22 protein-coding genes are annotated in these 20,942 nt (G+C 70.0%); 9 read left to right on the top strand and 13 right to left on the bottom strand.

Annotation, left to right across the window (positions count from 1 at the left end):
• Positions 1-31 precede the first annotated feature (31 nt).
• Positions 32-1,483, bottom strand: a complete 1,452-nt coding sequence (locus tag WDJ58_RS15640; RefSeq protein WP_338914206.1) for a sulfatase-like hydrolase/transferase — start codon at positions 1,481-1,483, stop codon at positions 32-34.
• Between the two features lie 114 nt (positions 1,484-1,597).
• Here WDJ58_RS15640 and WDJ58_RS15635 point away from each other — a divergent pair, with 114 nt between their 5' ends.
• From WDJ58_RS15635 to WDJ58_RS15620, 4 genes are all read left to right on the top strand, one after another.
• Positions 1,598-2,566, top strand: coding sequence for an SUMF1/EgtB/PvdO family nonheme iron enzyme (locus WDJ58_RS15635; RefSeq protein ID WP_338914205.1), 969 nt, complete (start codon positions 1,598-1,600; stop codon positions 2,564-2,566).
• Positions 2,567-2,659: 93 nt separating this feature from the next.
• On the top strand, positions 2,660-3,481 hold the full coding sequence (locus WDJ58_RS15630) for an undecaprenyl-diphosphate phosphatase (protein WP_338914204.1): 822 nt from the start codon (positions 2,660-2,662) through the stop codon (positions 3,479-3,481).
• 190 nt (positions 3,482-3,671) lie between these two features.
• Positions 3,672-4,814: an Ldh family oxidoreductase gene (locus tag WDJ58_RS15625; RefSeq protein ID WP_338914203.1), complete on the top strand. Its 1,143-nt coding sequence runs from the start codon at positions 3,672-3,674 to the stop codon at positions 4,812-4,814.
• A gap of 303 nt (positions 4,815-5,117) precedes the next feature.
• Positions 5,118-5,564: a DUF5799 family protein gene (locus WDJ58_RS15620; RefSeq protein WP_338914202.1), complete on the top strand. Its 447-nt coding sequence runs from the start codon at positions 5,118-5,120 to the stop codon at positions 5,562-5,564.
• Positions 5,565-5,593: 29 nt separating this feature from the next.
• On the opposite strand, the gene WDJ58_RS15615 is transcribed toward WDJ58_RS15620, so the two are convergent.
• Positions 5,594-6,004, bottom strand: a complete 411-nt coding sequence (locus tag WDJ58_RS15615) for a hypothetical protein (RefSeq protein ID WP_338914201.1) — start codon at positions 6,002-6,004, stop codon at positions 5,594-5,596.
• A 218-nt stretch (positions 6,005-6,222) separates the two neighbouring features.
• Here WDJ58_RS15615 and WDJ58_RS15610 point away from each other — a divergent pair, with 218 nt between their 5' ends.
• Positions 6,223-6,357 carry a DUF7503 family protein gene (locus tag WDJ58_RS15610; RefSeq protein ID WP_338914200.1) on the top strand — a complete coding sequence of 45 codons (135 nt, stop codon included), beginning with the start codon at positions 6,223-6,225 and terminating at the stop codon, positions 6,355-6,357.
• 48 nt (positions 6,358-6,405) lie between these two features.
• On the opposite strand, the gene WDJ58_RS15605 is transcribed toward WDJ58_RS15610, so the two are convergent.
• The 3 genes from WDJ58_RS15605 to WDJ58_RS15595 all read right to left on the bottom strand — a co-directional run bounded on the left by WDJ58_RS15605 (position 6,406) and on the right by WDJ58_RS15595 (position 9,900).
• Positions 6,406-8,475 carry a hypothetical protein gene (locus WDJ58_RS15605; protein WP_338914199.1) on the bottom strand — a complete coding sequence of 690 codons (2,070 nt, stop codon included), beginning with the start codon at positions 8,473-8,475 and terminating at the stop codon, positions 6,406-6,408.
• Positions 8,476-8,586: 111 nt separating this feature from the next.
• Entirely contained in the window at positions 8,587-9,264 is a 678-nt protein-coding gene (locus WDJ58_RS15600; protein WP_338914198.1) for a hypothetical protein, read from the bottom strand.
• 168 nt (positions 9,265-9,432) lie between these two features.
• On the bottom strand, positions 9,433-9,900 hold the full coding sequence (locus tag WDJ58_RS15595; protein WP_338914196.1) for a universal stress protein: 468 nt from the start codon (positions 9,898-9,900) through the stop codon (positions 9,433-9,435).
• Between the two features lie 338 nt (positions 9,901-10,238).
• Between WDJ58_RS15595 and WDJ58_RS15590 the strand changes: the two genes are divergently transcribed.
• Entirely contained in the window at positions 10,239-11,084 is an 846-nt protein-coding gene (locus WDJ58_RS15590; RefSeq protein WP_338914195.1) for an alpha/beta fold hydrolase, read from the top strand.
• Here WDJ58_RS15590 and WDJ58_RS15585 read toward each other — a convergent pair.
• Both WDJ58_RS15585 and trxA read right to left on the bottom strand, forming a co-directional pair.
• On the bottom strand, positions 11,081-12,160 hold the full coding sequence (locus tag WDJ58_RS15585; protein ID WP_338914194.1) for a hemolysin family protein: 1,080 nt from the start codon (positions 12,158-12,160) through the stop codon (positions 11,081-11,083). The genes WDJ58_RS15590 and WDJ58_RS15585 overlap by 4 nt on opposite strands.
• Positions 12,161-12,313: 153 nt before the next feature.
• On the bottom strand, positions 12,314-12,658 hold the full coding sequence (gene trxA, locus WDJ58_RS15580) for a thioredoxin (RefSeq protein WP_338914192.1): 345 nt from the start codon (positions 12,656-12,658) through the stop codon (positions 12,314-12,316).
• Positions 12,659-12,844: 186 nt separating this feature from the next.
• Here trxA and WDJ58_RS15575 point away from each other — a divergent pair, with 186 nt between their 5' ends.
• Both WDJ58_RS15575 and WDJ58_RS15570 read left to right on the top strand, forming a co-directional pair.
• Positions 12,845-13,948, top strand: a complete 1,104-nt coding sequence (locus tag WDJ58_RS15575; RefSeq protein WP_338914191.1) for a pyridoxal phosphate-dependent aminotransferase — start codon at positions 12,845-12,847, stop codon at positions 13,946-13,948.
• 37 nt (positions 13,949-13,985) lie between these two features.
• The gene (locus WDJ58_RS15570) at positions 13,986-14,276 is read left to right on the top strand and encodes a PRC-barrel domain-containing protein (RefSeq protein ID WP_338914190.1); all 291 of its coding nucleotides are present in this window, start codon (positions 13,986-13,988) and stop codon (positions 14,274-14,276) included.
• A 9-nt stretch (positions 14,277-14,285) separates the two neighbouring features.
• Here the strand turns inward: WDJ58_RS15570 and WDJ58_RS15565 are convergent, their stop codons facing one another.
• Positions 14,286-15,449 (bottom strand): citrate synthase, encoded by a 1,164-nt coding sequence (locus tag WDJ58_RS15565; RefSeq protein ID WP_338914189.1) that lies wholly within the window; start codon positions 15,447-15,449, stop codon positions 14,286-14,288.
• Positions 15,450-15,603: 154 nt separating this feature from the next.
• Positions 15,604-17,052 (bottom strand): DHH family phosphoesterase, encoded by a 1,449-nt coding sequence (locus tag WDJ58_RS15560; RefSeq protein WP_338914187.1) that lies wholly within the window; start codon positions 17,050-17,052, stop codon positions 15,604-15,606.
• A gap of 124 nt (positions 17,053-17,176) precedes the next feature.
• Here WDJ58_RS15560 and WDJ58_RS15555 point away from each other — a divergent pair, with 124 nt between their 5' ends.
• The gene (locus tag WDJ58_RS15555; RefSeq protein WP_338914186.1) at positions 17,177-17,485 is read left to right on the top strand and encodes a transcription initiation factor IIB family protein; all 309 of its coding nucleotides are present in this window, start codon (positions 17,177-17,179) and stop codon (positions 17,483-17,485) included.
• A gap of 62 nt (positions 17,486-17,547) precedes the next feature.
• On the opposite strand, the gene WDJ58_RS15550 is transcribed toward WDJ58_RS15555, so the two are convergent.
• The 4 genes from WDJ58_RS15550 to WDJ58_RS15535 all read right to left on the bottom strand — a co-directional run bounded on the left by WDJ58_RS15550 (position 17,548) and on the right by WDJ58_RS15535 (position 20,916).
• Entirely contained in the window at positions 17,548-18,039 is a 492-nt protein-coding gene (locus tag WDJ58_RS15550; RefSeq protein ID WP_338914185.1) for a phosphopantetheine adenylyltransferase, read from the bottom strand.
• Between the two features lie 160 nt (positions 18,040-18,199).
• On the bottom strand, positions 18,200-19,288 hold the full coding sequence (locus tag WDJ58_RS15545) for a glutamate--cysteine ligase (protein WP_338914184.1): 1,089 nt from the start codon (positions 19,286-19,288) through the stop codon (positions 18,200-18,202).
• A gap of 135 nt (positions 19,289-19,423) precedes the next feature.
• Complete coding sequence (locus WDJ58_RS15540) at positions 19,424-20,053, bottom strand: fibrillarin-like rRNA/tRNA 2'-O-methyltransferase (RefSeq protein WP_338914183.1); 630 nt, start codon at positions 20,051-20,053, stop codon at positions 19,424-19,426.
• Positions 20,050-20,916: an NOP5/NOP56 family protein gene (locus tag WDJ58_RS15535; RefSeq protein WP_338914182.1), complete on the bottom strand. Its 867-nt coding sequence runs from the start codon at positions 20,914-20,916 to the stop codon at positions 20,050-20,052. Before WDJ58_RS15535 ends, WDJ58_RS15540 begins: the two co-directional genes overlap by 4 nt.
• Between the last annotated feature and the right edge of the window lie 26 nt (positions 20,917-20,942).

Raw genomic sequence — 20,942 nt, 5'->3', positions numbered from 1 at the left:
GATCGTTCGCGTTCCACCCCGCTCCGGCGAGCTACCGGTATCCCGCGTTCACGTAGTCGGGGTCGGCGTTCGGCCCGTAGCCGAGTTCGCCGCGGCGCTCGCGGAACGCCTCGACCTCGTCGGCGTAGTCCGGGTCGTCGACGTAGTTCGTGTTCTCGCCGGGGTCGCGTTCGAGGTCGAAGAGGATCTCGCCCTCCCCCTCGCCGTACCAGCAGTACTTCAGGTCGCCGCGCTTGATCATCAGCTCCTCCGGGCCGAGACCGCCGTGGACCGCCGTGTTGTCCGCGCCCTGCGAGATGGCCTCGTCGTCCCAGTCGTCGGTGTCGCCCTCGAGGAGCGGGACGAGGCTCCGGGAGTCGACGTCGTCGGGAACGGGGATGTCCGCGAGATCACACAGCGTGGCGTAGAGGTCACAGAGGCTCACGTTCTGATCGACGGTGCCGGGATCGAACCGCTCGGGCCACCTGATGATGAGCGGGACGTTGACGGTCGGCTCGTAGAAGTTGATCTTCCCCCAGAGCCCGCGCTCGCCGAGCATCTCCCCGTGGTCGCTCGTGAACACGATCACCCACTCGTCGGGGTCCTCCCCGCAGAGCCTGAGCCGCTCGATGACCCGGCCGAACAGCGAGTCCATCCGCTCGACCATGGCGTAGTACGCGGCGGTCGCCCGCCTGATCTCCCTGGCGGTGACGTCCTGGCCGGGAGTGAGCTCGCCGCACTCCGCCCACCGATCGCTCCGTGCGGCGGGATGGTCGCCCGGCTCCTCGACGTGCGGGTCCACCCGGTTCATGTAGTAGGTGAACAGGTCCTCGTCCTCGGTGAAGAACGGGTAGTGGGGCTGGATGACGCTCGTCTTCACGAACAGCGGGCGGTCGGGCTGTGCGCGGTCGTAGTACGGCGAGACGAAGAACTGCCGGAGGAACTGCTCGGTCCCCTCGACGAGCCGGCGGTCCTGGACCTGCACCCGGGAGTCCGAGATCCCCGCCTGCTGGACCTCCTTCTGCCACCCCCACTTCCAGTCGTCCCACCCACCGTAGTCGCCGTAGTCGACCTCGCGTTCGTACTCGATCGCGCCCGGGTTCTCGGTGTCGACGGCGGTGTCGCCGACCTCGCGTTTCATCGGCGTCGGGCCGAGCCGCTTGCGGAACCCGACCATCTGTGACCACCCGGGGTAGTGCTCCTTGCCGGCCTGGGCGGTCATGTAGGCGTGGTCGGTGAACTTCCGGGCCATGTAGGGGTAGCCGTCGTCGAACTCGTCGAGCCCCTCGTCCTCGTAGGTCCGGGGGAGCTTGCCCGTACGGATGGCGTGGCGTCCGGGGACGCAGATCGGCGACGGCGTGTAGGCGTTCGTGAACACCGTCCCCGTCTCGGCGAGCCAGTCGAGCGTGGGCGTCCTGACGACGTCGTTCCCGGCGAACCCGGCGAGGTCCGGTCGGTGTTCGTCGTTCATCAGGAACAGGACGTTCGGGCGGTCGTCCGGCATGGATTGCCCGACCCGACGGGGGTACAAAAGTGTACGGTGCGGACCGTCGGGGAGCTCGGCGTCGCGCCGTGGATTTATCCCCGGCCGGGGCGTCCGGTGGCCCGTTCAGGTCCCATGCACGACGCCGATCACGGTCGTCCCGAGTGCTGTGTCGCCGGTGGGGATAGCGGTGACGAGCCGGACGACCTGCCGACCAACCCCTACGGCGACACGTCGCCCGCGGGGACGGGGACGGAGCGGATGGCGGAGATACCGGCCGGGAGCTTCGAGATGGGGACCGACGACGACGTCGGGTTCCCGCAGGACGGCGAGGGGCCGCGCCGGACGGTCGACCTCGATGCCTACTACATCGACCGCCACCAGGTGACGAACGCCGAGTTCTACGAGTTCGCCCGGGAGACGGGTTACACTACCGATGCCGAGCGGTTCGGGTGGTCGTTCGTCTTCCAGGACTTCGTCGGCCCCAAGCAGCGAGAACACGTCATCGACGGGGCCGCCGGGAGTTCGTGGTGGCTCGGCGTTGCGGGGGCCAACTGGTTCCACCCCGAGGGTCCGGGGTCGTCCATCGAGGACCGGCTGAAACACCCCGTCGTCCACGTCTCCTGGCGCGACGCCGTCGAGTACGCGGCGTGGAAGGGCAAGCGCCTCCCGACCGAGGCGGAGTGGGAGCGCGCCGCGCGCGGGGGGCTCGTCGGGAAGCGGTTCCCGTGGGGCGACGAGCTACGACCCGACGGCGAGCACCGGTGTAACATCTGGCAGGGGAGCTTCCCCGAGGAGAACACCGCCGAGGACGGCTACCGGGGGACTGCCCCGGTCGACGCGTTCCGGCAGAACGAGTTCGGGATGTACAACGTCGCCGGGAACGTCTGGGAGTGGTGTAGCGACTGGTTCACGGCCGACCACCCCGGGGGTCCCCTGGAGAACCCGACCGGCCCCGCCGAGGGTGATGAGAAGGTCATCCGCGGGGGGTCGTACCTCTGTCACGACTCGTACTGCAACCGGTACCGGGTCGCCGCGCGGACGTCGACCGACCCGACGAGCACCACGGGCAACTGCGGGTTCCGGTGTGCGCTGGACGCCTGAGCGAGAGGGACGCGCCCGGAGTGCCGATCGGCGGGGGAACCGGTCCGTGAAAGCGTCGAAACGGGTATCACCCGGGGCGGTCGTGGGCGGGGTATGGAAGACGGCGCGCGGGTCGCCGCGATCGCCGGCGTCCTCCAGGGGCTGCTGGAGTGGCTCCCCGTCTCCAGCGAGGGGAACCTGGCGATCGTGCTGACCGCTTTCGGTTCGGACCCGCGGACCGCGATCGGGCTCGCACTGTTCCTCCACCTCGGAACCGCGCTCTCGGCGACGGTCTACTACCGCGACGAACTCCGGGACGTCCTCGGGCTGGTCCCCGAGTGGCGACGGCGACGGGCGTTCGAGGGCGGGATGGCGACGGTCACGTTCCTGGCGGTGGCCACGCTCGTCTCCATGCTCGTCGGCGCGTGCGCGTACCTCCTCCTCGAAGGTGTCGTCTCGGAACTGACCGGCACGGCGCTGGTCGGACTCGTGGGCGTCCTGCTCGTCCTCACCGGCGCGATCGAGTGGTACGCGGACGGGCTCGGCGGCGCGGAGCGGGAGAACCCGACGCTCCTCGATGCGCTACTCGTCGGGGGGGCCCAGGGTCTCGCCATACTGCCCGGCGTCTCGCGTTCGGGGACCACGACCAGCGTGCTGCTGCTCCGGGGACACGACGGCCCGGACTCGTTCCGACTCTCCTTCCTGCTCTCGATCCCGGCCGCGGTCGGGGGCGGCCTCGTCGCGGTGCTCGACGCGGGCGGCCTCCCGTCGCTCTCGCCCGTCGCCGCGCTGGTCGCGCTGACGACGGCGGCGGTGGTCGGGTACGCCTCCATCGGCGTGCTGATGCGGCTCGTCAGGACGATCCCCTTCTGGGGGGTCTGTCTCTCCCTCGGCGGGCTCTCGATCGTCGGCTGGTTCGCTGCGACGGTCCTCTAACCCCCGGGTCCTCCGCGGAGTTCGCGCGTCCGCTCGATCGTCCGATCGCGGCCGAGATCCCGGCGGGTCCGTCCGACCGTCCTCCACCGTAGCGCAGCGCCGCCGGACGTTCGATGCGGGGGTCCGTTCGCGTCGCTGTGGACCGACAGCGACCCACACGCTTACGTCCCCTCGGCTGACAGCGGTTGCCGTGCTAGCAGACTCCTCCGACGACGGTGGTATCGACGTAGCCGAATTCGAGGCGTTCTCGTCGCGGCTCCTGGGGGCCTCGGGGGCTCCCGAGGACATCGCGACGCTGGTCGCCGAGTCGCTCGTGCTCTCGGACATGCGGGGACACAACTCCCACGGGACCCGGCGGATCCCCTCCTACGTGGAGGACTCGCTGGTCGGGCGCGACGACGGCTACGGGATCGACCCCGAGGCCCGGCCGACGGTCGAGTCGGAAGGGCCGACGCACGCGCTCGTCGACGGACAGGACGGGTTCGGCCACCTGGCCGGCCACCGGGCCGTCGGTCTCGCGGTCGAGAAGGCCCGCGAGAACGGGGTCGCCATGGTCAGCGTCAGGGACGCGACGCACCTCGGGCGGATCGGCGAGTGGAGCGAGCGCGCCGCCGAGCAGGGGATGCTGTTCACGGCGTACGTCTACAACCACGGCCGCGTGGTCGCCCCGCCGGGGAGCGCCCAGCGCCGCTACAGCACCAACCCCGTCTCCTACGGCATCCCGACGTTCAACGCCCTCGACTTCCCGGTCGTGCTCGACATCGCCACGAGCCAGGTCGCCAACGGGAAGACCGGCGAGTTCGCGGGCCGGGGCGACCCGCTCCCCGAGTCGTGGACCATCACGGAGGACGGCGGCTCGGTCACCGACGCCAGGGCGTTCCGCGGCGGCGAGGGGGCGCTCCTCCCGCTTGGTGGGCTCGTCTCCGGGTACAAGGGGTTCGGGCTCGCCATGATCGCCGAACTGCTCGGCGGGATCACCGCCGATGCGCCCGTCCACGGCGAGGCGACGTCCAACCGCGGGTGTGCCGCCATGTTCGTCGCCGTGGACCCGACGATCGTCACCACGCAGGACGTGATCGAGGAGCGCGTACTCGCCCTCCGGGAGTACATCGAGGAGACCGACTACAGCGGCATCCCGACGGGGCCGGTGGCCTACGGCGACCGCGCGCTCCTCCCCGGGGAACCCGAGCACCTGCGCGAGAGCACCTGTCGGGAACACGGCGTCCCGCTGGCGGAGGCGGACGTGACGATGCTCTGTGATCTCGCGGTGGAGTACGGCATCGAGGACGCGATCCCGTCGGCGTTCGAGGGGACCGCCACCTCCGAGGATTGATAGGGACGGTTGCAACGGTTTTCCGGCGAACAGCAGTCGGGGTCGGTGTTCGCCGGTAGAGGACTACGACCGTCCCTATGACGCGACGGGTGGTCGGTCTGGACGCCCATCGCCTCGCGTCCGTTCCCCGGTAGGGAATCGAGCGAGGGGGATCCGATCGGGAGCGCCGAGCGACCGGGAGCACTCGCGGGCCGTCCCCGAATCCCGGACGATCGGACGATCGCCCGGGAACGCGAGGCCCGTCGTGCGAGCCCACCGAGCGCCGTCCGACAGTATTTGGTTCCCCGGCGGTAACGTCGGGTCATGAGCGGGAACTGGACGGACATGATCGTCGGCGACCGGATGGCCGTCGACAACGAGTTCAACTCGGAGGTAGAGGCGTCGGAGTTCTCGCGGCAGGAGTGGGGGCTCATCATGACCGCCGTCGAGTTCGAGATCGAGGAGCCCGGGACCGACCGGGCCCGGCTCGTCGCGAACACGGACAACCTCCCGGCGGTGATGCCCGAGATGGAGCGCATCGCCGAACAGCAGCAGGGGATGGGCGGCGGTGGTGGTAGTGGGGGTGCCGGGAACGGCGGAGGCATCCTCGGATCGCTGCGGGACGCGCTCGGACTCGGCGGCTCGGCCGGTACGGACGAGGACCGCGTTCGGGCGGCGGAGGACCTCGCGGACGCGTACGCGAAGGAACTACAGCGACATCTGGAGGAACGCGGGAAGTGGGAACAGGTCTGCGCGACCGCGGACGAGTGACCTCGGCGGTCGCGAGGCCCCGAGCGGGATCAGGGCTGGAACGTCTCCTGTGGCGGCTCGACGTCGAGGACGTTTAGCGTCAGCCCCCTCCCTCGACGATCGAACGCCGCCACGGACTCGCGGTCGTACGGGGGGACCGCGACGACGACGACCTCGTGGAGGTCGTCGGTCTGTCTGACCCCGAGGTAGCCGTCGGGGTGTGAGAGGAACCGCCCGCCAGAACGCGGGGTTCCGAGGTCCATCCCGAACACCGCGGAGACGGATCGGCCGGTATCGGGGAGGTAGAGGTCGGTGAACACGGGTGTCCCCGGATCGAGGTCGGCGTCCCCCGCGAGCTCCTCGGCCGGAGTCGTGGTTATCGATACCGTCACCCCGCCGGGCTCGCCGTCGCGCGCGAGTTCCAGCAGCGCATCGAGCAGTCCGCGCGTCAGATAGACCACATACTCTCACACGTCTGGGAGGTACATCAACCCGTCGCGCCAGTGGTGGACTGTCAACGTCCGATGCCATTTTACCAATTAAAAAATCAAGCAAAAAACAGATTCTCCGAGGTTATATATAAATTTGAGCAAGTATGTCGACCGTATCGAACCCCTATCTCTAGTTCTGCATATATGACAAAAATTTTATATATCAGTCGCGCATAGCGTAGATTGCAATGTCCGACGATACCCTCGCGGCGTTCGTCGCGGAGCACCCGAAGATGGCCGGCGTCCTGTTCACGACGCTGCTGCTGCTGAGCCAGGCTGGTAGCGTGATGGCCGGTCACGGTCAGGGCTACCCCGGGCCGTAATTCGCGGCCGACGAGCGGACCGTTACTGTTCCTGCGGAATCGTCACTGTCACCCGTCGAGGGTCACCTGATCGCTCCACGTGAACTCGCCGTCGACCCTGGTCGGCGACACGGCGAGCCCGAGGAACTGCCGTAACTGCGCTTCGGACACCTCGAAGTTCATCTCCCTGCTCCCGACGAGGAAGTACTCCTCGAGTTCACCGACGTCCGGGCGGTAGATGCTACCGACGCCGACGTGGTCCGTCGGGTAGGTGGAGATGGTGACCTCGTAGTTCCCCCCGTCCGCGCCCCGGTGGACGTCGATGAGTTCCGGGACGAGTCCCTCGGCGTGTGCGATGTCGACGTTCCCGTCCCCGACGACGAGGTACTGGCTGCCCACGATCGAGCGGTCGCTGGCGATGTTCAGCGCCGGTCGCAGCGGGAACCCGCAGTTGAGGAGCCCCGCCATGGTCCGGCCGACGCGGAGCGCACCGCTGTTGATGACGTCGTTCAGGGTGACCGCGCCGCCGATGGCACCCTTCCGGATGAGTTCGATCCCCTGATCGTAGGAGGCACAGGCGTTCAGGAAGAACGAGTCGACGCCGACCGTCGAGAGGCTGGCGGCGTCGAGCGTCCCACCCTCACACTGGAACCCGGACTCGTCGATGTGGCCCACGTAGTGGAGGAAGTCGATGTCCGATTCGAGGACCAGCGCGAGGCGGTCGGGGGTGAGCCCACGGTAGGTGGTGACGTCGAACGGCACCTCCTCGCGGGAGCCGTACACCCTGTTCGCGCCGTCGAGTTCGTCGCTCATCTCCTCGTCGTTGCACACGAGGACTACGTCGATGTCCCCAGCACGGGGCGTCCTGGCGATCCGGTTCCGGTACGCCTCGATCATGGCCTTGCTCGCCCCGAGGGGGGCCTCCTCACCCACCCAGGCCTGCTCGATCGAGTCGGAGTCGCCGAACTCGACCACCGACGGCGCACGCTCCTCGCTCCGGGAGCCGGCGCGAACACCGCCGTCACTGCGCAGGTACGCGTCGACGGCGGCCGTCTCGACGTCGGCGGCGGCCGTACGGTTCGGCTCCGGCGTCCGGATCACGGCGAGGTCGTCGACGAGGAAGGGAAGTATGGAGACGTGCGGCGCTTCGGCCTGAACGTGTGCGGTGAGCTTCCACCGGGGGAGGAGAGGCTCGACCGTCTCGTACGGGATATCGAAGTACGCCGACAGCCGCTCGCCCGGTGGCGCGTCGTAGAGGTCCCCGAGCGGGACGGACACGACGTCCTCGAGGGCCGCTCGCTCGTGGAGCGGCGGTCCGCGATTGCCCTCCGTCCGCGTCAGACAGTCGAGGAAGAACGTCTGTTTCAGCACGCGGGAGACCGTCCGCTCGAATCCGATCCCCGCCGATTCGAGCGGCTGTTCGAACCCGTCCGCCACGATCCGGGGTTCGACTCCCGGGACCACCTCCGCGCCGAGGTAGTACGCGAGGGACGCGACGGGGAACACCGACTCGATCGCCGGGGGAACCTCGATCCGGACGCCCGTGTCCGGAGTCTCGATGAACCCCGGCAGATCGAACCGTTCGCCGAGCTCCAGTTCCGGAGGGTGACCGCGGAGGGTCGGATACGAGCGGTCGGGGGTCGTGGTCTTGAGGGCGCTGCTCAGGTGGGAGACGGCGCGCATCAGGTCGACGGGGTCCTCGGTCGTCGTGATGGTCGTCGCCGGTCGCTCGTGGTAGGAGCGGACGCCGATCCGTACCTCGCGGACCTCGTCGAGCTCGACGACCGTCTCCGTGGGTTCGGCCCGCACGAGCACCGGCCCCGTGACCTGGATGTACAGCTTGACCGCGGCCGAGATCTCGACGAAGAAGGTCCCGTCATCGAACTCGTGCTGGTCGAGTATGTGGAGGTCCGCCAGTATCTCGCCGTCGACGCTCCTGACGAGCGTGTTGACCTCGTAGGGGAGGCGGATCTCCCCGGTCTCGAACGTGACGGCGGTGTCGACGGGGAAACTGAATCCGTCCGTATCGACGCTACGCGGCGTGACCGGGCCGTCCGTCAGGAGCTGACACCGGCGGCGCTCGATGTGATCGTGAACGCTGACACCCCCGTCCTCGCCGGCTATTACTTCGACTGTCATTCATTCGGCCGTGGTCGCTCCCCGTCTCGACACCGTACGCTCCGAACCTCCGTCTTCGGATACATTCGCGCGTCGTACTGAAAAAACCTGTCGGCCGTGTGGGGCTCGCAATCACCCGCCGAGCGCGTTCCTGAGCGTCTTCAGGTAGAGCCCCGGGGCGTTCCGCCGCGCACCCGAGAGCGCGGCCGACACCGCCGTGTCCGCTCCCGACGGGACGCCCTCGCCGTGTCCACAGAGCAGTCGGTCGATCCCGAGCCGGCCGAGTTCGCGCGGGGGAAGCGGCCGGAGCATCGGGTGGACGCCGACTCGCTCGCCCGGCGCACGGTAGTACTCGACCGTCCCGAGGGCCTCGGGCGTGAACAGCACCTCCCGATCGGGGTCGTACAGCGCCGCCTCCTGCCAGAAGGGGTTGTCGACGACGCGTCTGACCTCGAACGCAGTCTCTCCAAGCCGGCCGTCGAGTCGCTCGACCGGGGCGTCGACCTTCGACTCCACACCCGACATCCAGGACGGGATGTGGACCGCGGCGTCGTGTCGTCGTGCGATCGACGCCGCGTCGCGGCGGTGACGGTCGAGGGTCACGACGGTACCGGCGACCTCACCCAGGTCCGCGAGGAACCCGTCGAGCCCCGGCACGTCGACCGGGTCGACCACCCACACGCCGTCCTCACCGACGAACGCGTGGCTGGCGCGCTGCATCCCCTCCTCGGGGTGAGCGATCCATCCCGCCCCGCCCTCCCAGCGGTCGATCTCGTTGACGGACCCTCCGCCGGAGGATTTCATCGGCATGGCCGTTCCGAGGACCGCGAACCGTATAAACCGTGGCGAGGTGGCAAGCGGCTCGTCCCCGACGCGCTCCGGAGCGCGGGACGGATGCGGTGTCGGCTACGGACCGGTCACTCCTCTACCGGCGGATGGTGGCTCTGATAGATTCGGCCGGTAGCGCCCCCGTCGAGACTATCGACCGTTCTGTCCGGCGGTATCGTCCGACACCGCCTCCGGACCGGAGATGACGAGCACCGGAACGGCCGTGTTCTCGGTCACTCGCTGTGTCGTGCTGCCCAGGAGACCGCCGATACCGCCCCGACCGGTCGACCCCATGACCAGGAGGTCCGCTCCCACCTCCTCGGCGTAGCCGACGATGGCGCGGAAGACGGCCGTTCCGCGGATCACGTCGGTCTCGACCGTCACGTCGGAGGGTGCCTCGGCCGCGACGGCCTCGACGTGCTCCTCGGCCTCCTCGTTGAGCCGGCCCATCAGCGGCCCCATCGACTCGCCGCTCAACAGCAGCGAACTCGGCGACTCGTCGACGACGGCCAGGACGTGGACGGTACCCCCGCTCTCGGCGGCGATGTCGAACGCCTCCCGCGCCGCCCGCATCGACGCCTCGCTACCGTCGGTCGGGACCACGATCCGTCGGTACATGACACGCACGACGGGACGGGGGGACTTATACCCGACCGCGGCGGATCGACCGGGCCCCGGAATCGCAGTCGAGACGGCGTCCGTGTGCCCCCGTTCGCTCGGTACTGGCGGATCCCTCGGGAGCGCCCGTCAGGGGGTGAGGTCACGGCGGAGGGGGCCGGGGACTTATATTTCAGAGCTCCGTACTGTTTCTCGGAGCCGTTCGGCTCCGTAGTGTCACGCGCGGGGCACACACCCCCGCGGACCTTCGCTGTCACGTTCCTGTCGCCTCGTTTCGGTTCGCCGTGATCGCCGCCACGGAACGTCCGCTACAAGTGGGTCCGGCGAGTAGCGCGGGTATGGAACACGGCTGGTGTGACGCCGACGGCGTCTCCATGCACTACCTCGCGGCGGGCGATCCGGCCGATCCGACCGTCGTCCTCCTCCACGGGGGCGTGATCGACTGCGCCTCGCTCTCGTGGGGTGGCGTCGTTGACCGACTCGCCGAGGACCGGCGGGTGATCGCGCCCGACCTCGCCGGCTACGGCGAGTCCGACCGCCCCGACGTGAGTTACTCGACCGCCTGGCACGTCGGCGTCGTCGAGTCGTTCCTCGACGGTCTGGGTCTCGACTCGCCCTCGATCGTGGGGCTCTCGCTCGGCGGCGGCATCGCCATCGGGCTCGCACTGCGCTCGCCCGGACGGGTCGACCACCTCGTCCCCGTCGACAGCTACGGGCTCGGACGCGACCTCCCGAACGGGAAACTGTCGTGGGCCCTCTCCCGTGTCCCACAGCTGAACCGGGTCTCGCTGGCGCTGCTCGCCCGGAGCGAACGCCTCACCCGCGCCTCGCTCGGCGGCATCGTCGTCGACCCGGACTCGATCCCCGACGAGGTCGTCGCCGAACTCCACGAGCGGGTCGGCCGCCCGGAGGCCGGCAAGGCGTTCCGGCACTGGCGGCGGGCGGAGGTGAGCAGCGACGGCTACCGTACGGACTACACCGACCGGCTCGATCGGATCGACGCGCCGACGCTGTTCGTCCACGGGGAGGAGGACGGGCTGTTCCCGGTCGAGTGGGCCCGTGCCGCCGCCGCCTCGGTCCCCGGTGCCGAAATCGAGACGTTCGAGGGCGTCGCCCACTGGCCCCCGCGCGAGGCCCCCGACCGGTTCGTCGGGACGCTCGACGCCTTCCTGCCGCGCGGTTAGTTCGGGGGGTCGTCCCCCTGTTTCTCGGCGTCCAGCGGGTCGGTCACCTCGCCCGTGATGGCCTCGACGGCGTCGGTCACGGTCACCAGCCCCACGACCGCGTCCTCCTCCGTGACGAGCGCGAGCTCCTGACCCGCCTCCTGGAAGCGGTCGATGAGCTCCGAGACCGACAGCGAGGCCTCGACCCACATCGGGTCGGTCGCCACGTCCGACAGGGTCGCGTCGCCGCTCTCGAGGGCGGGCTGGTCCCGGAGGACCGCGGGTGTGTAGACGATCCCCCGGAAGTCCTCGAGCGACTCGCCGACCAGCGGAAAGCGGCTGTGGGGGTTCTCGCGCATCCGTTCTAAGTTCACCGCCAGCGGCTCGGCCACCGACAGCGTCACTACCGAATCCGCGTCGACCATCACGTCCCGTGCCTCCATCGAGTCGATGTCCACCGCGGCCATGACCTCCTCGCGGCGGTCCTCGGGCAGGTCCCCCCGGTTCAGGACCGAGCCGAGACGGTTCCGGAGGTCCGCCCGCGACTCGATGACGTCCTCCTCGGTTTCGAGCCACGCGCCGGTCATCTCGATGCCGAACAGCCGGAGCGTCCACTTGGCCACCCAGTCCCCGAGCTTGATGACCGGCGAGATGATCACGTAGAACCAGTGGAGGGGAGCCGCGCCGTACCGGCAGACCAGCCGCGAGCGCTCGACCCCCAGGTAGGTCGGTGCCTGTTCCCCGTGAGTGAGGTGGACGAGGTTGATGATGAAGTACGCGATGAGCGCGCCGGCCCCGATCGTCGCGAGTGTCGAACCGGCGAACAGCGGCTCGAACAGCGCCGCCAGCGCGGGTTCGGCGACGATCCCGACCGCGATACTCGACGCCGTGATCCCGACCTGGCAGGTCGTCAGGTAGAGCTCGAGGTCCTGGGTCATCTCCCAGGCGCGCTCGAGCTTGGAGTCGCCGTCGACGAACTCGTCCTCGGTGAACTGCCGGGCCCGCGTCAGCGCGAACTCGATCGCGACGAAGAAGCCGTTGCTGAGGATGAGCAGCAGGCCGGCGACGAGACGGACCGCGATCTCTACCGTGTTCATCGAGACGGCGGTTTACGCCGGTGGTTCAAAGCGGCGACGGAACGTGGGAACGTGGGAGCGATGGGGGCGGCGGGAACGGTACCTGATACGCGGCCGTCGCTCGCACCGCAGTTCCGGCCCTGAACCCTTTCACGCCCGCACCAGGGAGTCCGCCTACGCCGCAGCCTCGATGGCCTCGACGAGCGTCCCCTGGTCCTGCACGCCGACCCAGCGCTGGCTCGGCTCCCCGCCGGCGAAGAGGTAGAGCGTCGGGACGCCCTGGACCTGGAACTCCCTGGCGATCTCCTGGTGGTCGTCGATGTCGACCTTGGCGACCGCGGCGTCGGTTTCGGCCGCGATGGCCTCGACGGTCGGTTCGAGCATCTTGCACGGGCCGCACCACTCGGCGTGGAAGTCCACGAGGACGACGCCGTTCCCCTCGATCAGCCGCTGGAGGTGATCCCGTCCCTCGACGTGGACGGGTTCGCTCGTTTCGGGCTCCGTGTCTGCGTCACTCATGACTACCCGTTCGGCCCACGGGGTTTTAATCGCACGGCGTTTCGGTCCGACGAGTACACTCTCGTCGCCGAAACCCGGCTCCCCGGCATCGGGCTCACACCCGACCCAGGGGACGCCGACAGGGAGTGGAGCGGATCGCCGGCGTCGGGTCGGAAGGTTGAACCCCGAGACCGACGACACCCCTCCGTGTTCCCCCCGATCGAGTACGTCCACTGGATCCTCCCGCGGATCGAGGCGGCGGTCCACGACCTCGGATCGAGCGACCTCCGACCGGAAGCGGGCGGGGACGGCGAGGTCGTCCCCCCGCGGCTGGCCGACCTGCCGACACCCGGCGCGAGCCTCCGGGAGCTCGTCGCCGATGCCTACGGCGTCGACGCCGAGCGGGTGCTGGTGACCCCCGGCGCGTCGTCGGCCAACCTCCTGGCGACCGCCGTCGCCCTGGGTGCGTCGGCCGACGCGTCGGACGAGTCGGCTGCCTCCCCGGGCCGGGTGCTGGTCGAGAAGCCGGGCTACGAGCCACACGTCGCCACGCCGCGGGGGCTCGGCGCGACCGTCGACCGCTACCGGCGCGGGGAGGCCTGGGAGCTCGACCCCGACAGGATCGAGGCGGCGGCGATGGACGAGACCACCCTGGTCGTCGCCTCGAACCGCCACAACCCCACGGGTGCGCGCGCCGGCCGCGAGACCCTCGCCGAGGCGGCCGAAGCGGCCGCGTCCGCCGACGCCCGACTGCTCGTCGACGAGGTGTACGCGCCCTACGGTGCGGCCGGCGAGGGGGACGGAGCCTTCGGCGGCCCGACCGCCGCCGGCGTCCCGAACGCCGTGGTCACGGGATCGCTCACGAAGTTCTGGGGGTTCGGCCCGCTCCGCGTGGGGTGGCTCGTCGCCGACCCGTCGTTCGTCGAGCGGGCACGCGAGGTCGCGTTCCACTTCATGGCGGTGGCCGGGCCGTCGCGGACACTCGCCCGGCGGGCGCTCGCGGCCCGCTCGGACATCGTGGCCGACCAGCGCGAGCGGTGTCTGGCCAACCACGACCTGCTCCGCTCGTTCGTGGCCGACCGTTCCGACCTCGACGGCCACGTCTTCGAGGGGTGTCCGTACGCCCTCCTGACCCACGAGGAGGCCGACGGTGACGCCGTCGCCGTAGCCGCCTGGGAGGACGACGTGCTCGTGGTCCCCGGTCGCTTCTTCGGTGTACCCGAGGGAGTCCGGGTGAGCCTCGGGGAGCCACCCGAGCGCGCCGAGGCGTCGCTGGCCGCGTTCGGCGAGGCTCTGGGCCGAGTAGTCTGACGCCACCTTTTAAACCTCCCCCTCCGATACGTCGCGCATGGACCGGAGCGAACCCCAGGAGATCACGTCGCTCGTCGGCCGGGAGGTCTACTCGAACAACGGCGTCTTCGTCGGCGAGGTCGAAGACCTCCGGCTCGACGTCGAACAGGAGATCGTCACCGGGCTGGCGATGACGGAGCTCAACCGCGACCTCTTCGAGGACCGGGCCGCGGGGGCCCGCGGGGTCATCGTCCCCTACCGGTGGGTCCGGTCGGTCGGCGACATCGTGCTCGTCAACGACATCGTCGAGCGGATGCGGGGTCGCGAGGACGAGGAAGAAGCCGCCTGATCCGGCGATTCAGCGCTCCCCGAGCGGGGTCCACGTCCGTCCCTCGCTCCCGACGTACCGCGCCCGCGGCCGGACGATACGGTTGTTCTCGAGCTGTTCCATGCAGTGGGCCGTCCACCCGCCGACCCGGCCGACTGCGAACGTCGCCGTGAACAGGTCGCGGGGCACGCCGACACCCGCGAGCAGGACGGCGGTGTAGAACTCGACGTTCGTGTCGAGCCGGTGGTCGGGCCGGTGCTCGGCGAGCAGTTCGCGCGCGACGTCCTCGAACGCCACGGCCGTCTCGAAGAACCCGCGGTCCTCCTCGCCCTCGTAGAACCGTTCCGCGGCCGCCGAGAGCACCGAGGCTCGGGGATCCCGCACCCGGTAGACGCGGTGGCCGAACCCCATCAGCCGCTCGCCCGAGTCGAGGCGGTCACGGACCCACGTCTCCGGGTCACCCGAGTCGTGGACCACCCGGAGCATGTCGAGCACCGGGCCCGGCGCGCCGCCGTGGAGCGGACCCTTCAGCGCCCCGACGCCGGCGGTCACCGCGGAGAGCAGGTCCGATTCCGTGGAGACCACCGACCGGGCGACGAACGTCGAGGCGTTCAGCCCGTGGTCGACCACGCAGTTCAGGTACGTTTCGAGCCCCCGCACCGCGGCATCGGTGGGCTCCTCGCCGGTCAGCGCGTAGAGGTAGTTCGCGGCGTGGCCGAGGTCCTCGCGGGGGGCGACCGGCGTCTCGCCCCGCCGGTAGCGCCAGTAGGCTGCCGCGGCGGTCGGGACGATCGCCGTTGCCCGTATCGCGTCGCGCTCGGGGTCCTCGCCGCCCTCCCGGCCGACGTTCGCGCTGGCGACCGCCGCGCGCAGGGCGTCCATCGCCGGGTCGCCCCGGTCGGCCACCTCGCGGACCACCGCGAGCGTCTCCGCCGGGAGCCGCCGGTTCCGCCGGAGGCGCTCGCGGAGCGAGTCGAGTTCCGGTCCCGTGGGGAGGCGGTCGTTCCAGAGGAGGTAGAGCGTCTCCTCGAACGTCGCGTTTGCGGCGAGTTCCGGGACGGGAAAGCCGCCGATCACGAGTTCGCCCGCCTCGCCGTCGATGCGCGAGAGCCGTGTCTCGGCCGCGATCACGCCCTCCAGTCCCGGCCGGTAGTCGCCGGCCTCACGCCCCTCGTCCGCGTCCCGGTCGGTCATACCCCTGCAGTGGGTCGGCCGTCAGTTTGAGTGTTACCCGACCGTGCGCCCCGACCTCACGCCGTCGTGTCCGCGGCGGTCGTCGCCCCGTTCGACGGATTGGCTCGCTCGGCCCGCCAGTCCACGAGCGAGAGTGGGCCCTTTCCCCCCGCTCCTAGCCGCCGTTGGCGGACTCGCCGCCCTCGACGCCCATGGCCGCGAACAGCTTCGTCCGGACCGCGTTCTCGGTCAGATCGAGCAGCGTCTCGCGCCGGTCGTCGCTGGTCTCGAGACCCGTGAAGATGCCGAGCGGGATCTCCGCGGTCGCCTCGGTGGAGTGCCCGACGACCTCGCCCATCTCCCCGAACGCGTCCTGGAGGACGTTCCCGATGTTCATCCGGATGTCCTTCGAGCGGGCGACGAGGTGGATCGTGTTGTCGGCGATGGCGAAGACCGCGGTGGTCGTGATGCCCTCGAGGTTCAGTAGCTGTTTCGCGGCCTGCGAGAGGGCGTCGCGGTCGCGGATGAATCCGGCGTTCGAGACGAGGTGCGAGCCTTTGACGTCGCGGTTCTGGATGGCCTCGGCGAGCACGTCGAGCGTCTCGGGCGAGAGCGAGGGGGACTCGACCTGTTCGAGCGTGTCGTGGTCGGCGAACGGGTAGAGGTAGGCCGCGGCGGTCAGATCGGCGGGCGTGGTGTCGCGCTTGAAATCCAGTGTCTCGGCGCGGATACCGTAGAGCAGCGCGGTGGCGACCTCCTCGGAGAGGTTGAGGTCGAACTCCTGGATGTACTTGGTGAGGATCGTCGAGGTCGAGGAGACGTTCGGACGGACGTCCATGAACCCGGCGTCGAACTCCAGGTCGGGTTCGAAGTGGTCGATGAAGACGTCAGGGTCTCGGTCCAGGGTGTAGTCGGAGGCCTTGGCGTAGTCGACGAGCGCGAGGGTGTCGTAGGCGGCGAGCTCCTCCTCGTCGAGCGGCGAGAGCTCGATCCCCAGCAGGTTGACGAACGCCCGGTTCTCCTGGTGGCCGATCTCGCCCTCGTAGAGGATGTGGGTGTGGACGTCGAGCGACTCGGCGATGGCCTGGAGCGCGACCGCCGAGGCGATGGAGTCGGGATCGGGCGAGCGGTGGGCGAGGATCGCGAGGGTCTCTCCCGCGGTGAGGATCTCGCGGAGCTGTTTGGCCTTGTACTCGAGCTCGCCCGTCTCGAGGGCGCGGAGCGCCGAGTCGGCGATCACGGCGGAGGGGTTGATGACGACGTCGACCCCGAGCTCGGTGAGTTCGTCCGCCGTGACGGGATCCGAGGCACGGACGATGATGAACTGGTCGCCACCGCGCTGACGTATGTTCCGCACGGCGGCCTTGTTCGCCTCGACGTCCGAGGAGAGCACGAGGAGGACGTCCCGCTCGGAGACCATGTCGGCGACGCCCTCCTCGGAGATGTCGGCGGTCCGGGCGTCGAGGTCCTGGTCGCGGAGCGCCTCGACGCGGCCCTCGTCGCGGTCGAGGATGAGGACGTCCTTGCCCTCGTCTTCGAGTTCCTCGGCCACCGCGTGCCCGACGCTCCCGCAACCGAGAATGGCGTAGGTAGACATCGAGGCCATCGTCATGACGCTACTCATTACTCGCGGGTCGGTCGGCTTGCTACAAAAAGCTCCGTACTTCGGTCCGGGAGCGCGGACTCGGCCGGTGGCGCGGGCGTCGGGCGCGTGCGGAGTTAAGTAGGTGGGCGAACTATCGCGGGGCGTGTACCGCGCGAGCGACGAGGTGGAGCACGAGGCCTGGCTGGCCCGGCTCGACCGGGCGGCCGATCGGCTCGAACTCGGGAGCGACGCCCGGTCGCGGGCCGCGGACCTGTTCCTCTCGACGCTGCCCGAGGCCGACCGCTCGAAGCGGGCGACGATGGCGGCGGCGCTCTACGTCGGCTGTCTGGTCGCCGGCGAGCGCCGTTCCCAGGGGGATGTCGCCGAGGCCGCCGAGGTCTCGCGGATCACCGTCCAGAGCCGCTGGAAGGACCTGATGGAGGAGGCCGGCCTCGAACCCCCCTCGTGGTGACCCGGGGCGCCGAGGACCCGCGAGCGCCCGGCGGTCGTCCGGTGACGTGATCGACCAGGTGGTCAGTGGTCGGCGGGACGGCGGCCCTCGCGACCCGGCGTGAGGTTCCCGTGCTCGTCGATCTCGCCGTTGACGATGCGCGTCGAGGAGATGATCTCGCCGTCGTCGGCGTGGACGTGCCCGACCACCTCCACCTCGAGCGGTTCGAGGCCGTTCTCGCGGCGCTCGTCGTTGACCATACGAGCGCCCCGCTCGGTCTCGGGCGAGACGACGAGGACGTCGAACCCCGGCTCGGTGGCGACGCCGGTCGGCTCGTGGAGCTCCCTGATCTCGAACGAGCGGTCGTACTCGGCCGCGAACCGCTCGAGTTCGTCCTCGAGCGCTCGGCACCGGTCCTCGTAGCTCCGGACGAGCCGGTCGACGTTCCTGGTCTTCGGAGCGAGTTCGTCGCTGGTGAGGCCGACGGTCACGTCGCCCAGTTCGAACGCCCGTTCGAACAGCGCGCGGTGGCCGTCGTGCACCGGGTCGAACGTCCCGCCCAGCACCACCTGCATGACCCGGGCCACGGAGTGGTATCGCTTAGTCGCTTCGGCTCGGTGGCCGACGCACCCGCCGACGAGGACCCCATTCGGCGTCCGTCGTCTCGCCGTCGCCGCTCGCGGCCGGGCGACACCGACCGCGCGGTCACCACCGGATCACCGGATCAGCGCCGGACTAGCTCGATCCGGGGATCAGTAGCGACTCACGGAGCGCGTCTATTCCGGACTCCTCCCGTAGTCGACGCTGGTGGGATGCGCCGTCCTCACGGTCGAGGACGTCGAGGACGCCGTCGACGCCGAGCCGGTCGGCCGCCCGCTCGACGGCCCGGTCGAGGGTGACCGTACCCTGACTGTCCCGGCGGATGAACGAGGCGTCCCGGCCGTGTCTGATCGCCCGCCACTTGTTCTCGTCGAGGACCTCCCGACGGGGCTGTGGGACCGTCTCGCCGTCCTCGTACCGCTCGGCGAGGTCACACACGAGCGCGTGGACGTACTCCACGAACGCCAGGGTCACCTCGGGGTCGGCCTGCGCGTCCGGGGCGCGGACCTCGACCGTCCCGTGGCCGGAGTGTGGACGGACGTCGTACCAGAGTTCGCCGCGGTCCTCGATCGAGCCGTACTCGACGAGCCGGCGTTCGAGTTCCGCGTACGCCTCGAACGAGTCGAACGCGGTGGGCATCCCGGTGTTCGGGAGCCCCTCGAAGATCTTCGCCCTCGCCGATTCGAGCCCCGTGTCGAAGCGACACCAGTAGGGAGAGTTCGCCGACAGCGCGAGCAACACCGGACAGTGCCAGCGAACGGCGTTCGCGATCCAGGTCGCCTTGTCGGCGTCGTCGACGCCGACGTGGACGTGGACGCCCGCGGTCGTGTTGCGGTGCTGCGGGTACTGGATGCGCTCGAGTTGCGAGCGGTAGCGTGGCTTCTCGGCGTGTTCGAGTTCGCGCCAGTCCGCCGACGGGTGGAGACCCGCGGCGGCGACGCCGAATCCGTGGGCGGCCGCGTGTTCGACCAGCGCCTCGCGGACCGCTCGAACCCCCTCCTCGGCTTCCGCGACCGACCCCGCCGTGGGGATCTGCGTCTCGATGACGCACTTGAACAGTTCGTGATCGAGCCGGCCGTCGAGTATCTCCGGCGGGTCGGTCCCGTAGACGAGCGTGTCGGTCCCGGAGACGGGTCGTCCGTCGGCGTCGACCACGAAGAACTCCTCCTCGACGCCCACGGTCCCCATCTGGTCGAACGCCCCGACCGACCCGAGTTCCTCCATGCCTGCGACCTGTGACTCCCGCCCGCTAAAACGTTCCCCTCGGGCGGTCGGCTCGCCCTATCGCCCCGCTATCGCTCGCGATTCCCCTCCGGTCACCGCTCGCCGCTCCGGAACGTGATCGGAAGGAACGTTCCCCTACTGTGGCCGCGCGACCACGCCAAGGTGGTCGTCGTGGAACCCGTCGAGCCGTTCGGTCGCGAGCACCTCGTAGCCCTCGCGGAGGCGGTCGAGCGTGCGCTCGAAGACGCTCGCGGGCTCGGCGGTCACGTCCTCGCTTCGGGCCTTGACGGCGAGGAGGAGCCGACCGTCCGGATCCAGGAACCGCCGGTTCGACAGCGCCACGGCCGCCTGTCCCCGCGTGGCGACGTCCTGGACGAGCAGGTCGACGGGTTCGACCACGTGCGCGTACGTCTCCGGGCGGCGCGCGTCCTTCAGTAGCGGGAAGAGGTTCTCGCGAGCCTCACAGACGTCGAGCAGGTCACGGGCGGGCCGGGCGGCGAACTCCACCGCGTAGGTAGGTCCCGAGAAGTCCGCGACGTGCGAGACGGTCGTCCCGCTCGCCGCCCCCAGGTAGAGGACCGTCTCTCCCCCGTCTATGCCGAGGTCCATCCCCCGCTCGATCATCGCGCCGAGCTTCGAACGGCCCGGGTCCCACGCCCGCCACTCTCCGTCGGTCGGCTCGCCGTAGGCCGGCGGCCCGCGGGTGGCGAGCCGCTCACGGCCGTCGAACGCGTGGCGAGCCACGCCGTCGGGGAGCACGGTCACGACCCGTCCCCACCCCCGTTCGACTCCGCCGCCTTCCGCGCCCGAATCGCCTCGATCCGCTCGCGCAGCTGTTCGTCGAGCTCCGGTTTTCGGTCGCCGGAGTAGTGATCGACGCGAGCGGCGATGGTGAGCTTCCCCGCGAGCGCCCGGGCCGCCGACCCCCGGTCGTCGGGGTGGGTCCCCCGTACCGCCTCGTGGGTGTAGATGACGCCGTGTTTCGGCGACGGCGCGTGACCCCGGAGGTGGGCGAACAGGGCCTCCTCCGCGCCGAGCACCTGGAGCGTCCCGCTGGGCTTCTTCGCCAGCGACTCCAGCCCGCCGGCGAGCGCGATCAGGCGCGCGGCGAGCACCGGCCCGGCCATCGCCGAGAGGTTCGGTGCGACCCCTGGCGCGACCCGCTCGACCGAGGCCCGGAGCCTCCCGGCCTCCTCGTCGAGGTCGCGAACGCGGGCGGCGAGCGATCGGAGCGACTCCGGCGTGTCCTCGCGCTCGGCCAGCTCGCGTGCACCCGCGACGCCCTCGCCCGCGTCGTCGAGCAGACTCCCCGCCCACTCCGTGACCCGCTCGGCGAGTTCGTTCGCCACGCGGTCACAGTCGTCCATCGCCCGGATCTGATGGATCAGCTGCCGGTCGCCAGCGCGTTCGCGCTCGTGAACCGCCCGGCGCGTGGCATCGATCGTCGCCTGGCGGAGCGCCTCGTAGTACGCCTCCTCGCTCCCGGCGAACCCCGACTCGACGGCGAGCGCGGGCCAGTCGTCCGGGGCGTCGACGCTCCCGTCCTCGATGGCCTCGCGGGCCCCGTCGAGATCACCCCGCTCTAGCCCCTCGAACCAGCCCCCGTCCGCGGCGGTCCGCTCACTCATGCACTCTCCTACCACGGAGGGGGGAA

This window comes from Salinirubellus litoreus (assembly GCF_037335815.1).
GTDB lineage: Archaea > Halobacteriota > Halobacteria > Halobacteriales > Haloarculaceae > Salinirubellus > Salinirubellus litoreus.
The sequence above is the reverse complement of the archived record's forward strand: the minus strand, read 5'-3'. Positions and strand labels throughout refer to the sequence as shown.

Bases quoted from the DNA above. Each gene is read 5' to 3' on its own strand.
- WDJ58_RS15640 (WP_338914206.1), bottom strand. From the start codon at position 1,483: ATGCCGGACGACCGCCCGAACGTCCTGTTCCTGATGAACGACGAACAC.
- WDJ58_RS15635 (WP_338914205.1), top strand. From the start codon at position 1,598: ATGCACGACGCCGATCACGGTCGTCCCGAGTGCTGTGTCGCCGGTGGG.
- WDJ58_RS15630 (WP_338914204.1), top strand. From the start codon at position 2,660: ATGGAAGACGGCGCGCGGGTCGCCGCGATCGCCGGCGTCCTCCAGGGG.
- WDJ58_RS15620 (WP_338914202.1), top strand. From the start codon at position 5,118: ATGAGCGGGAACTGGACGGACATGATCGTCGGCGACCGGATGGCCGTC.
- WDJ58_RS15610 (WP_338914200.1), top strand. From the start codon at position 6,223: ATGTCCGACGATACCCTCGCGGCGTTCGTCGCGGAGCACCCGAAGATG.
- WDJ58_RS15605 (WP_338914199.1), bottom strand. From the start codon at position 8,475: ATGACAGTCGAAGTAATAGCCGGCGAGGACGGGGGTGTCAGCGTTCAC.
- WDJ58_RS15600 (WP_338914198.1), bottom strand. From the start codon at position 9,264: ATGCCGATGAAATCCTCCGGCGGAGGGTCCGTCAACGAGATCGACCGC.
- WDJ58_RS15595 (WP_338914196.1), bottom strand. From the start codon at position 9,900: ATGTACCGACGGATCGTGGTCCCGACCGACGGTAGCGAGGCGTCGATG.
- WDJ58_RS15590 (WP_338914195.1), top strand. From the start codon at position 10,239: ATGGAACACGGCTGGTGTGACGCCGACGGCGTCTCCATGCACTACCTC.
- WDJ58_RS15585 (WP_338914194.1), bottom strand. From the start codon at position 12,160: ATGAACACGGTAGAGATCGCGGTCCGTCTCGTCGCCGGCCTGCTGCTC.
- trxA (WP_338914192.1), bottom strand. From the start codon at position 12,658: ATGAGTGACGCAGACACGGAGCCCGAAACGAGCGAACCCGTCCACGTC.
- WDJ58_RS15570 (WP_338914190.1), top strand. From the start codon at position 13,986: ATGGACCGGAGCGAACCCCAGGAGATCACGTCGCTCGTCGGCCGGGAG.
- WDJ58_RS15565 (WP_338914189.1), bottom strand. From the start codon at position 15,449: ATGACCGACCGGGACGCGGACGAGGGGCGTGAGGCCGGCGACTACCGG.
- WDJ58_RS15560 (WP_338914187.1), bottom strand. From the start codon at position 17,052: ATGAGTAGCGTCATGACGATGGCCTCGATGTCTACCTACGCCATTCTC.
- WDJ58_RS15550 (WP_338914185.1), bottom strand. From the start codon at position 18,039: ATGCAGGTGGTGCTGGGCGGGACGTTCGACCCGGTGCACGACGGCCAC.
- WDJ58_RS15545 (WP_338914184.1), bottom strand. From the start codon at position 19,288: ATGGAGGAACTCGGGTCGGTCGGGGCGTTCGACCAGATGGGGACCGTG.
- WDJ58_RS15535 (WP_338914182.1), bottom strand. From the start codon at position 20,916: ATGAGTGAGCGGACCGCCGCGGACGGGGGCTGGTTCGAGGGGCTAGAG.